The 11,933-nt window shown below is 59.3% G+C and carries 10 protein-coding genes and 1 tRNA gene; 7 read left to right on the top strand and 4 right to left on the bottom strand.

The window, feature by feature from the left end:
• Window positions 1-266 precede the first annotated feature (266 nt).
• On the top strand, window positions 267-1,124 hold the full coding sequence (locus tag OKC43_RS14835) for a lytic transglycosylase domain-containing protein (RefSeq protein ID WP_236271668.1): 858 nt from the start codon (window positions 267-269) through the stop codon (window positions 1,122-1,124).
• A gap of 8 nt (window positions 1,125-1,132) precedes the next feature.
• Here the strand turns inward: OKC43_RS14835 and OKC43_RS14830 are convergent, their stop codons facing one another.
• Window positions 1,133-1,696, bottom strand: coding sequence for a YgjV family protein (locus tag OKC43_RS14830; protein ID WP_236271667.1), 564 nt, complete (start codon window positions 1,694-1,696; stop codon window positions 1,133-1,135).
• 57 nt (window positions 1,697-1,753) lie between these two features.
• Entirely contained in the window at window positions 1,754-2,329 is a 576-nt protein-coding gene (locus OKC43_RS14825; RefSeq protein WP_236271666.1) for a Crp/Fnr family transcriptional regulator, read from the bottom strand.
• A 242-nt stretch (window positions 2,330-2,571) separates the two neighbouring features.
• Between OKC43_RS14825 and ettA the strand changes: the two genes are divergently transcribed.
• From ettA to OKC43_RS14810, 3 genes are all read left to right on the top strand, one after another.
• Window positions 2,572-4,239 (top strand): energy-dependent translational throttle protein EttA, encoded by a 1,668-nt coding sequence (gene ettA, locus OKC43_RS14820; RefSeq protein WP_005338959.1) that lies wholly within the window; start codon window positions 2,572-2,574, stop codon window positions 4,237-4,239.
• Window positions 4,240-4,332: 93 nt separating this feature from the next.
• Entirely contained in the window at window positions 4,333-4,662 is a 330-nt protein-coding gene (locus tag OKC43_RS14815) for a hypothetical protein (protein WP_005343410.1), read from the top strand.
• Between the two features lie 264 nt (window positions 4,663-4,926).
• Window positions 4,927-6,270 carry an NCS2 family permease gene (locus OKC43_RS14810; protein WP_005343409.1) on the top strand — a complete coding sequence of 448 codons (1,344 nt, stop codon included), beginning with the start codon at window positions 4,927-4,929 and terminating at the stop codon, window positions 6,268-6,270.
• Between the two features lie 172 nt (window positions 6,271-6,442).
• On the opposite strand, the gene gltX is transcribed toward OKC43_RS14810, so the two are convergent.
• Window positions 6,443-7,858: a glutamate--tRNA ligase gene (gene gltX / locus OKC43_RS14805; RefSeq protein WP_236271665.1), complete on the bottom strand. Its 1,416-nt coding sequence runs from the start codon at window positions 7,856-7,858 to the stop codon at window positions 6,443-6,445.
• 274 nt (window positions 7,859-8,132) lie between these two features.
• Here gltX and OKC43_RS14800 point away from each other — a divergent pair, with 274 nt between their 5' ends.
• From OKC43_RS14800 to OKC43_RS14790, 3 genes are all read left to right on the top strand, one after another.
• Window positions 8,133-10,235 carry a methyl-accepting chemotaxis protein gene (locus OKC43_RS14800; RefSeq protein WP_236271664.1) on the top strand — a complete coding sequence of 701 codons (2,103 nt, stop codon included), beginning with the start codon at window positions 8,133-8,135 and terminating at the stop codon, window positions 10,233-10,235.
• 99 nt (window positions 10,236-10,334) lie between these two features.
• The gene (locus tag OKC43_RS14795) at window positions 10,335-11,003 is read left to right on the top strand and encodes a LysM-like peptidoglycan-binding domain-containing protein (protein WP_047436096.1); all 669 of its coding nucleotides are present in this window, start codon (window positions 10,335-10,337) and stop codon (window positions 11,001-11,003) included.
• A 274-nt stretch (window positions 11,004-11,277) separates the two neighbouring features.
• The gene (locus OKC43_RS14790) at window positions 11,278-11,487 is read left to right on the top strand and encodes a cold-shock protein (RefSeq protein WP_005338972.1); all 210 of its coding nucleotides are present in this window, start codon (window positions 11,278-11,280) and stop codon (window positions 11,485-11,487) included.
• A 370-nt stretch (window positions 11,488-11,857) separates the two neighbouring features.
• Here the strand turns inward: OKC43_RS14790 and OKC43_RS14785 are convergent.
• Window positions 11,858-11,933 (bottom strand) — tRNA-Gly (locus tag OKC43_RS14785).

Genomic DNA, 11,933 nt, shown 5'->3' with positions numbered 1-11,933 from the left:
TGATGGAGCTGATGGAGCTGATGGAGCTGATGGAGCTGATGGAGCTGATGGAGCTGATGGAGCTGATGGAGCTGATGGAGCTCAGCCTGACCAATAATACGTCCCTTGCAATCTATTTTTAGATTGAGGGCACAATTGGCTAGCCTATAAGTTCCATACCGTTTTGCTCTCTGAAATCCCCCCGCTATAACAACATGATCCACTGGGTTCGTGGCGATAGCAGCCATGTTCCTCTATATCTTCTGTACTCAAACAGGAGATAACCCATGAGGCACATCAGCGAAAACGGACTGTTTTTGCTGCTTTTTTTGTCGTTGTTACTGGCAGGTACGCCGCGGGCGATGGCACAAGGCAGGGATTTCAGACAGGCCCCCAAGGCGCTGACGGCGATCAAGCAGGGTCAAGTGGCCCAGCAACACGGTCATCTGCAAAAGGCCATCGCCCTCTACTGTGTCGCCGCCAGTACCGGCAACCCAGAGGGATATTTCCGGATCGGCCGCCTGCTCGCCACCGGCCCCGCCTCGGTGCGCAGCGCCAAGCTGGCCAACAGCTACCTCGCCATGGCAATGCGCCTTGGTAACCGACAGGCTGCCCGCTACTACAACGCTCGCATCGGCAATGCCCCCATGGGTGATCAGTGCGGCATCGGGATCCGTGGCAGTCAGGGTGGCTATCTGGCCGGGCTCCCTTCCACCCCCTTCAATGTCGACACCTGGGTTGCCCGCCAGCCTCCTGCCAAGCAAAAACTGGTCACCATGCTGCGCCACGCAGCCAAACACCATAAGGTGGATGTCCGGCTGGTACTGGCGATTGCCATCGCCGAATCCAATCTCAACAGCCGTGCCGTTTCCCCCAAGAATGCCCAAGGGCTGATGCAGCTCATCCCCGAAACCCAGCAACGGTTCGGGGTAACCCGGCCATTCGATCCAGCCCAGAACATCAAGGGTGGCGTCAGTTATCTCAAATGGCTGGATCGCCGCTTCGATGGCGACTGGGTACTGATCTCGGCAGCCTACAATGCCGGGGAAAAAGCGGTGGAACGCTATGGCGGGATCCCACCCGATGACGAGACGCAGGAGTATGTGAAACGGGTGCTCTACTTCGCTGGCCACAAACAGCCCTGAGCGGAAAATCAGAAGCTCGCCCGATCGGAAGGCGACACACGCCTCTTTCTGCGGCCACTGTGGCGGGCACGCCCACAATAATCGAAGCCATAGTGGCGGTAGTAACCCACCAGATTGCTGACCAGAAACAGCCCCTCCATCAGCGCTGCCACCGGTGAACCCACCAGCAGGTTATTGCCAAACCAACAGAGGGTGCCGAGCAGCATCCAGCGCCGCAGCAGGCGATCATCCTGGCAGAAGGCCGCCCGGGTTTGCAGCAGGCTCGCCAGCAGCCCGATCCATGAGAGCAGGCCCTGATAGGTCGCCAGCGCAGCCGCACAGGCCAACCCCATGAAAAACCACATCAAGATGCGGCGAACCAGCCAGATACTCACAACAAAGCGCATACTGGCCAGCAGCAACAGGCTGGCGGCCGACCACTGCCCGAGCAGGGCAAAGTGACCGGCATTGAGCGCGCAGGAGAGGGCCAGACAGGCCAGGATCCTGCGGCGATCCCGCAACTGAAACGACAACAGATCGAGCAACAAGGCCAGGCTCACCACCAGCTGCGACCACAGAAACAGCGACATCATCCACACCTCATCCGTCATTTGGATGGCGCAGCTTGAGGGGATGGTCGGAGAGCGGCATTAACCCGTGTTAATGCGCCTGCGGATCCGTGACAGAGTGACCGGACTGATACCGATATAGTTGGCGAGCTGCACCTGAGTGAGCCGCGCAGGCCAGTGAGGGAAGGTGTGGCAGAGCTCCCGATAACGCTCCTCGGGAGAGTGAAGCAGCAAAAACGCCTCCTTGCGCTCCTTGTAACCGAGCTGCAGGCGTAGCAGGGCCACGCAAACCGGCTGCCAAGCGGGCTCATCCAGCAGGGTGAGCGGCACCCGCACCACCTGCAACTCCGTCAGCGCCTCCAGCTGGTAGCGGGCGGGCGACCCAGTGAGCCAGCTGTCATAGAGCAGGCAGAGCTCCCCTTCGAAGTAGAACTCCTTGCAGCGCTCCTGTCCGTCCCGGGTGTAGTGGCAGGCGCGAGCGATGCCCACTTCGATATAGAAGGCAGCTTCCTGCTCTGACCCCTGCGCCAACAGCACCTGACCGGCGCGCAGTGTCTGCCGTGGCAAGCGCAGGCTGATGGCTTCGCTCAGCGCGGCGTCCAATCCCATTGTGCAGAGAAAGGCGGCCAGTGAGGGGGCTTGAGGAGATAGTTTCATGACGGCTCCGGAACAAAACGGCAGCCCACATCATGCCCAAATTGCACGGCTGATGCAGCAAGGCGTGACCGCTGCGGCAAAGGGGGGACATAGCCGGGTGCCACCTTTGCCCCCCCTCGTCCGTTGGTTTACAATCGACGGGTTTTTTGGAACCCGGTTGACCTGTGTCGACCTGGCCCCACCACGACATCAGTCTGTTAATGCCATGACATTAACCTGCTGAAAAGGAAGAGAATTAGCCAATGGCTCAATTTATTTACACCATGAACCGGGTCGGCAAGGTAGTGCCGCCCAAGCGTCATATTCTCAAGAACATCTCCTTGAGCTTCTTCCCGGGCGCCAAGATCGGCGTACTGGGTCTGAACGGCGCCGGTAAATCGACCCTGCTGCGCATCATGGCAGGCATCGATACCGAGATCGAAGGGGAAGCCCGTCCGCAGCCCGGCATCAAGATCGGCTACCTGCCGCAGGAGCCGAAGCTGGAGCCGGAGCAGACCGTACGCGAAGCGGTCGAAGAGGCCGTTGGCGAGGTGAAGCGCGCCATGGCCCGCCTGGACGAGGTCTATGCGGCCTACGCCGACCCGGATGCTGACTTTGACAAGCTGGCCCGCGAACAGGGCGAGCTGGAAGCCATCATCCAGGCCCAGGGCGGCCACAACATGGAAAACCAGCTGGAGCGTGCGGCCGATGCCCTGCGCCTGCCGGCCTGGGATGCCAAGATCAAACACCTCTCCGGTGGTGAGCGCCGCCGTGTGGCGCTCTGCCGTCTGCTGCTGGAAAAGCCGGACATGCTGCTGCTGGACGAACCGACCAACCACCTGGATGCGGAATCCGTGGCCTGGCTGGAGCGCTTCCTGCACGACTACGAAGGCACTGTAGTGGCGATCACCCACGACCGTTACTTCCTCGACAACGTGGCAGGCTGGATCCTGGAGCTGGACCGCGGCGAAGGTATCCCGTGGGAAGGCAACTACTCCTCCTGGCTGGAGCAGAAGGACGCACGTCTGGCGCAGGAAGCCAGTTCCGAAGCGGCTCGCCGCAAGTCCATCGAGAAAGAGCTGGAGTGGGTTCGTCAAAACCCGAAAGGCCGTCAGGCCAAGTCCAAGGCCCGTATGGCTCGCTTCGAAGAGCTCAACACCAACGACTACCAGAAGCGCAACGAGACCAACGAGCTGTTCATTCCGCCCGGACCGCGCCTCGGCGACAAGGTGGTGGAAGTGGCCAACCTGCGCAAATCCTACGGTGATCGGGTGCTGATCGACGATCTGTCGTTTGCCATTCCGAAGGGTGCCATCGTCGGCATCATCGGCCCGAACGGTGCCGGTAAGTCGACCCTGTTCCGCATGATGTCGGGTCAGGAGCAGCCGGATTCCGGCGCCATCACGCTAGGTGAAACCGTGGTGCTGGCCTCTGTCGATCAGTTCCGCGACAGCATGGATGACAAGAAGACGGTATTCGAAGAGGTCGCTGATGGTCAGGATATCCTGCGCATCGGCAACTACGAGTTCCCGAGCCGCGCCTATATCGGCCGCTTCAACTTCAAGGGTTCCGACCAGCAGAAGCGGGTTGGCGAACTCTCCGGTGGTGAGCGCGGTCGTCTGCATCTGGCCAAGCTGCTGCAGACCGGCGGCAACGTACTGCTGCTGGATGAACCGACCAACGATCTGGATATCGAAACCCTGCGCGCCCTCGAGAACGCCCTGCTGGAGTTCCCGGGTTGTGCCATGGTCATCTCCCACGACCGCTGGTTCCTCGACCGTATCGCCACTCACATCCTGGACTATCAGGATGAGGGCAAGATCGAGTTCTTCGAAGGTAACTTTACCGAATACGAAGAGTGGAAGAAGAAGACCTACGGCGCCGAGGCGATCCAGCCGCACCGCGCTAAATATAAGCGCATCGCCAAATAAGGCTGACTGCGTGTTGAGGGGAGCTTCGGCTCCCCTTTCTCTTGCCTTTTGACTTACAATCCTAGACGGATGCCTTTGCATGGATGTAGCACGATGACGACCCCCATAGAGAAAAAACTCACCATCCAGATCCGGGTTGAACCGGGTTGCCTCGGGCCGGATGGCAAGGAGCACATAGAGACCTTCTGTGCTGCTGCCGCCAAGATTTTTGCCGCCGTGGAGCCCGAGCTGGTGAGCTGGGTGCTGATCCCCCGCTACGACAAGCAACTACCGGAGCAGGAGTTCTTTATCGAGGGGCGCAAGCTGACCGAAGAGCAGGCAAGCCTCTTTCTGCGCCGCTTCGGCCGCGAGCTGGGTGAGGTACAAGACCGGCTCGACTCGGTGCTGGCCCAGCTGGTCGAGCGCTACTTCAAGACCCTTTAAGCCCCCAATTTTCGATAAAAGGTTCTCTGCTGAGAACCTTTTTTCACGCTCAAAAAGCAAACGTTTGAATTTTTACTCTATTCATTGATCTGCTTCGCAGATCCGGGGTTTGTAAACGGCGCCGCCTGTGTAAAAATGTGCGCGCTGTCACGGTATCAGGACGAGTCTGGTTACTTAACCGCCAGAAACAGGGCAATTTACCCCGCATGGATGGGATAGCCCGTTCCCCTGCTGCTTATTTCACGTCACCTATTGGAATCCAACATGAATCAACAACACCAAGCTGCCAATCAGGCCGCCGGGCAAGGATTGCTTGAGCGCCTGTTTGCCCTGCAAGGCCATGGCACTACCGCCCGCACCGAAGTGATCGCCGGTATCACCACCTTCCTGACCATGGTCTATATCGTGTTCGTCAACCCGCAGATCCTCTCTGCGGCGGGCATGGACACCCAGGCCGTGTTCGTCACCACCTGCCTCATCGCCGGTATCGGCAGCATCCTGATGGGCCTGTTGGCCAACCTGCCGATCGCGCTGGCCCCCGCCATGGGCCTCAATGCCTTCTTCGCCTTCGTGGTGGTTGCAGGTATGGGCTACTCCTGGCAAGTGGGCATGGGCACCATCTTCTGGGGCGCCATGGGTCTGTTGATCCTCACCCTGCTGCGGGTGCGCTACTGGCTGATCGGCAACATTCCGCTCACCCTGCGGGTTGGCATCACCGCCGGTATCGGTCTGCTGATCGCCCTGCTCGGCCTGCACAACGCCGGGATCGTCGTGGCCAGCCCCGCGACTATGGTAACCGTGGGCAATCTCACCTCCCTGCCCTGCCTGCTGGGTCTGCTCGGTTTCTTCCTGATCTGCATCTTCTCCGCCCGCGGCGTCCACTCCGCCGTGCTGATCGCCATCGTGGTCACTACCGGTCTGGGCTGGCTGTTTGGCGATGTCACCTTCAAGGGCTTTGTCTCCATGCCCCCCAGCATCGAACCGGTGTTCGGCCAGCTGGATCTGATGGGATCGCTCGATATCAGCCTCGCCGGGATCATCTTCTCCTTTATGCTGGTCAACCTGTTCGACTCCTCCGGCACCCTGATCGGCGTCACCAACCGCGCCAAGCTGGCCGATGACAAGGGCCACTTCCCGCGCATGAAACAGGCGCTGATGGTCGATAGCGTCAGTTCCGTCGGCGGCGCCTTCATGGGCACCTCCTCGGTTACCGCCTTTATCGAGAGCAGCTCCGGCGTCGCCGTCGGCGGCCGTACCGGTCTGACCGCCATTGTGGTCGGCCTGCTGTTCCTGCTGGCGATCTTCTTCTCTCCGGTCGCCGCCATGGTGCCGGCCTATGCCGCCGCTGGCGCCCTTATCTATGTGGGCGTGCTGATGTGCTCCGAGCTGACCCGGGTGAAGTGGGAAGATCTGACCGAAGCGGTACCGGCCTTTATGACCGCCGTCATGATGCCGTTCAGCTTCTCCATCACCGAGGGGATCGCCGTCGGCTTCATCTCCTACTGCGTGATGAAGGCGGGCACCGGTCGCTGGCGCGAAATCAACCCCTGCGTGCTTGTGGTCGCCCTGCTGTTCGTGCTCAAGTTCGTCTGGGTCGACAGCCACTAAGCGGCACTCTGTCCCAATAAAAATGCCAGTCAGCTGACTGGCATTTTTTTATCCAAAGTATTTTCGGCCTGTGCGCTGGCCATAAAAAAATCCGAAACCAGTGGTTTCGGATTTTTGCTATTCAGTATGTGGCAGAGCGGGGTAATCCCCTCGTCTGCCACATCGGCAGCACTTACTCGGCAGCCATGCGGGCTTCGATGTAAGCCAGTGCGCGGTCGATACGCGCCAGTACGCGCTCCTTGCCCACCAGTGCCATTACGGCGTCGATGGCAGGGGATTGGCCCAGACCGGTGACGGCCACGCGCAGCGGCATACCAACCTTGCCCATACCCTGACCCAGCTCGGCAGCGGTCGCTTCAATCAGCTCGTGCAGCGCTTCGGTGGTCCAGCTATCCAGTGCAGCCAGCTTGGTTTTGGCCAAGGTGAGCGGCTCGGCAGCCACACCACGCAGGTGCTTCTTGGCGGCCGCCTCGTCAATGGCTTCGTACTCTTCGAACAGATAGCGGCTCTGGGCAGCCATCTCAACCAGGGTGTTGCAGCGCTCGGCCAGCAGGGTGACCACGTCGGCCAGTGCCGGGCCATTGCTGGTGTCGATCTTCTGGTTTTCCATGTGCCAGGCCAGGTGCTTGGCCACATAAGCAGGATCCAGGCTGCGCATGTAGTGGTTGTTCAGCCACAAGAGCTTGTCGGTGTTAAAAGCTGAGGCGGACTTGGAGATAGCATCCAGGGTGAACAGCTTGATCATCTCTTCCAGGCTGAAGATCTCCTGATCGCCGTGGGACCAGCCCAGACGCACCAGATAGTTCAGCAGCGCTTCCGGCAGGTAGCCATCGTCGCGGTATTGCATCACGGAAACTGCACCGTGGCGCTTGGAGAGCTTGGCGCCGTCGTCACCCAGGATCATGGAGACGTGGGCAAACTCCGGCACCGGCGCGTTCAGCGCCTTGTAGATGTTGATCTGGCGCGGGGTATTGTTGATGTGGTCTTCACCACGCACTACGTGGGTGATCTCCATATCCCAGTCATCGACCACTACGCAGAAGTTGTAGGTCGGCGCGCCGTCGGTACGGCGGATGATCAGATCGTCTAGCTCGGTGTTGGCGAACTCGATGCGGCCACGGACGTGGTCATCGAACACCACGGAACCTTCGGTCGGGTTGCGGAAGCGGATCACGTGCGGCGCATCGGCCGGGTGATCGTGGGCGTGGTCGCGGCACTTGCCGTCATAGCGGGGCTTCTCGCCATTGGCCATCTGGCCTTCACGCAGCGCTTCCAGACGCTCTTTGGAGCAGTAGCACTTGTAGGCGCGGCCATCAGCCAGCATCTCGTCGATCAGACCGTTGTAGCGATCGAAGCGCTTGGTCTGGTAGTAGGGGCCCTCATCCCAGTTCAGCTCCAGCCATTCCATGCCCTCAATGATGGCGTCGATCGCCTCCTGAGTGGAACGTTCCAGATCGGTATCCTCAATACGCAGCACGAACTCACCGCCCTGGTTCTTTGCAAACAACCAGGAATAGAGTGCGGTACGGGCACCGCCGACATGCAAAAAGCCGGTCGGGCTGGGAGCAAAACGGGTTTTGACTTTCATCTTTAAGCCTTGTGTAGAGGGCCTTGGGCCAATTCGTTAGAAAAAACCGTCGCATTTTAGCACCGACAATCACGGATGGGAAAACCATGACGCCATTGCGGGCTAAAGTAGGGGATTAAATCTGTCGCCATTTGTATCTGTAGCCCGATATTTGAAGAGGATCGCAAAACAGAAGCCCCGTTTCCGATTTGCTATGCACAATGCTGGAGAGCTGCCTCCTCCGGTCGATACCCAAATAACGCTCACCACACTTCTCACGAACAAGGAAGAGACGATGCAGTTCCGTTCTATCCAGAATCGCATTCTAGTGATGGCCGGGATCGCCATGACCGCAGCCCTGGTCATCCTGATCCTGCTCAACCAATACTCCGGCAAACAGACCCAACAACTCACCATCAGCTCCAGCCGTGAAGCGCTGCAACAGGAGGCATGGCAGAAGGTCAGCGCCAATGCCCGCGCCGAGGCGGCCACCATCACCCAACTGCTGCAAAAAGGGCTCTCCTACACCCAGCAGATGGCCAGCGCCCTCGCCCTGCAACAACAGGGCAAACTGCCGCTGGATCGCCAGCAGGCCACCGACCTGCTCAAGGCACAATTGGCGTTGGAGCCCCAGCTCTATGGCGCCTTTGCCGGCTTCGAGCCCAACGGTTTCGACGGTCAGGATGCCAGCTTTGCTGGCCAGAGTGCGCTGGGCAGTGATGACAAGGGGCGCTTCGTGCCCTACTTCTATCGCGACAAGGATCAAATCGGTACCGATCTGCTGCTCTCCATCGAAAAAACCGACCCGGACGAATTCGGCAACCCGGCCAACGACTACTACGCCTGCCCGAAACGGGAAGGACGCTCCTGCCTCATCGATCCCTTCAAGGTGGATATCAACGGCCAGCAGGTGCTGGTGAGCACCATCACCACCCCCATCATGGTGGATGGTCAGTTCAAGGGGATCGCCGCGCTGGATCTGGCGGTGGACTCCATCAGCCGTCAGGCCAAGAGCCTCAACAGCAATATCTATGACGGCAAGGGCGAAACCCTGATCGTCAGCGCCGCCGGTGTCATCACCGGCACCAGCGGCGATGCCAGCCTGCTCGGCAGCAGCGCAAGTAAGGTGCTGGGCAACCAGTGGCAGCAGTACCTGAAACCGGAAGTTCAGCGTCAAGAGCTGGACGAGTCATTCCGTATTTCCGTCCCCATCATGGTGCCGGGAATGAGCCGCAACTGGGCCATCATCGTCACCCTGCCCTACAAGGTGGTACTGGCGGGCGCCGATCAACTGGAGAGCCAGCTCAATGAGATGAACCGGGCCGCGGTGACCCAGCAGCTGGTCGGTGCCTTTATCGTACTGGTGCTGGCGCTGGCCACCATGCTGGTGATTGCCCGCAGCATCACTGGTCCCATCCGCCAGATGGTCAGCCTGGTGGATGACATCGCCGATGGTGAAGGGGACCTCACCAAACGTCTCGCAACCCGCTCGGTGGATGAGCTGGGGGATCTCGCCAAGGGGATCAACCGCTTTATCGACAAGCTGCAAGGGCTGCTCGGGGGTGTGCTCAAGACTGCCAGCGAGGTGAACCGCTACGCCGGTGACACCGATCGCATCGCCGGTCAGACCGACAACAACCTGCAGCACCATCAGGCGGAGATGGAGCAGATGCTGACCGCGGTGCAGGAGATGTCCTACGTCAGTCAGGAGGTCGCGACCCACGCCAACAATACCGCCGACTCGGCCAAACAGGCGCAAGGCGCCGCCGATCAGGGCAAGGAGCGCTTCCAGCAGGTGATCCAGTCGATGCACAAGGTCGCGGCAGAAGCCGGTAAAGGGGCCGAAGTGGTGGAAGGGCTGGCTCACGACAGCGCCCAGATCACCAGCATCCTCACCGTCATTCAGGGGATTGCCGACCAGACCAACCTGCTGGCTCTCAACGCCGCCATCGAGGCTGCACGGGCTGGCGAACAGGGCCGCGGCTTTGCGGTAGTCGCCGACGAGGTGCGCAAACTGGCGGGCAATACCCAACAGGCGGTACAGAACACCCAGGAGTTGATAGAGAAGATCCGCCTCAGCTCCACCAATGCAGTCAACGCCATCACCCAGAGCCAGCAGCTGACCCATCAGGCGGTGGGCGAGGCGGATCTGGCGGAAGAGGCGCTCGGCAGCATCTACCAGGCCATCTCCACCATCAACGACATGACCTATCAGATCGCCTCCGCCGCCGAAGAGCAGAGCTCGGTCTCAGAAACCGTCTCCGGCAACCTGTCAAAAACCAACGCACTGGCCAACGACATTGCTCAGGATGCGACCGAAACGGCCAAAGCCAGCCAGGCTTTGCGTCAGGCTGCCGACAAATTGCAGCAATTATTGGGTCAATTTCGTCTCAGCTGATAATTTTCCGCCTCAGGACTCTCCCCCTCGGGGGCGAGTCCGTTTACCATAGGCGACGAATTTGCCTGATGGCAGGCAATGTAGTGAGAGGTAAATGCCGTGCCCACCCCGGACCGTCGCCCACGAGGCCATAACAGACGAGCCCAGCAGCGTCGCCAAGACGAATCACAAGGATCCCTGCTCCATCGCATCAATGCCGCGACCCTGTCCCTGCGCCAACGTTTTGGCCAAGGGATGAGCAACCTCGGCCAACGCCGCCAGGATGCCAAAGCAGGCAAATTCAAGCTGTCCAGCCCGCTGCCCCGCAAAAACACCATAGGTCTGCTGATCCTGATCCCGCTCTGGTTGCTGGTACTGGCCTGGGAGCCGGCACCATCCGCCCCCAAAGCAGCCCCTTCCGGCTCACTGGAAGTGCCGCTGGCCGTGCCTGCTCAAGCTCTAACTGTCGGCAGTGGCGCGGCAGGCAGTGCCCCCGCGGCAGCCAAGCCGGTCGAAGAGAAGGTCAACGGCACCTGGCTGCAACACGATGTGCAGGCGGGTGAGACCCTCTACTCCATCTGGCGTAAATTCGAGTTACCCGGTGCCGAGTTGAGCCGCCTGATCGCCATCGAGGGGCCGGATCGCCCCCTGACCCGCCTGCAATCGGGCCGCTCTATCTTCATCTTGGTGGACGACACCCGCCGCATCCAGCGGGTGGAGATCCGCTCCTACGGTCAGGCGGTTTACCGCTACGACCGGCAGGGCGAAGGGTTCGCCCTCAAGGAATAACAACACGGGAGGCGCTGGCCTCCCGTTTTTTTTCAGTCAAATATCTTCAAATAAGCTACTGACTTCACAATATTTTTAGCTTGTTCAAAAAACGAAAGGGGTCAAATTGACAAGGATCGGCGCTAACGTACAATCGTTTGTGCTTTAGACAGGGATTGTTCTACGTGCTACTGGGACAAAGAGACGTGGTCAGTCATGAGCCAACCCCTGATTGCAAGGCAAATGCAGCCCAGCACGGGCTTAGTTTCATTTTGTTATTGATAGGATTTAGCACATGTCTGACATTCGCACCGGCCAGGTAAAATGGTTCAACGAAACCAAGGGTTTTGGCTTTATTGAACAATCCCAGGGTCCGGACGTATTCGTTCACTTCTCCTCCATCCAGAGCACTGGTTTCAAAACCCTGGCTGAAGGTCAAAAAGTCCAGTTCACTGTGACCCAGGGCAAAAAAGGCCCTCAGGCTGAAAACGTTACTCTGGTCTAAGCCCGCGCCAGTGAATCATGCAGGAGGAGCCAAGGCCCCTCCTCTTTTTTGCCCGCAATTCTTCCTGCCAACCACCTTTCCCACGTACAACCCGCACAATGAACTCGTACCCCCTTCCTGTTTGCAGGAGGTGGCAGAGACACGCTGAGTAAACGCCAGATACGACAAAGCATCGCAGCGCGATGTGAGGGGAAATTCAAAGGGATTATGAAAACTTCGAAGAGAGATTGGAGCGGGAAACGAGACTCGAACTCGCGACCCCAGCCTTGGCAAGCGCGGATCATGCTCTACCAACTGAATGTGGCTGCGATTGTATGGAGAAACTTAATTCGTGAGCTTGGGGGGAAAGATACTGAATTTGAAGAGAGATTGGAGCGGGAAACGAGACTCGAACTCGCGACCCCGACCTTGGCAAGGTCGTGCTCTACCAACTGAGCTATTCCCGC

This window comes from Aeromonas sp. Y289-2, from assembly GCF_027705925.1.
In the GTDB taxonomy this organism is placed as follows: domain Bacteria; phylum Pseudomonadota; class Gammaproteobacteria; order Enterobacterales; family Aeromonadaceae; genus Aeromonas; species Aeromonas veronii.
The sequence above is the reverse complement of the archived record's forward strand: the minus strand, read 5'-3'. Positions and strand labels throughout refer to the sequence as shown.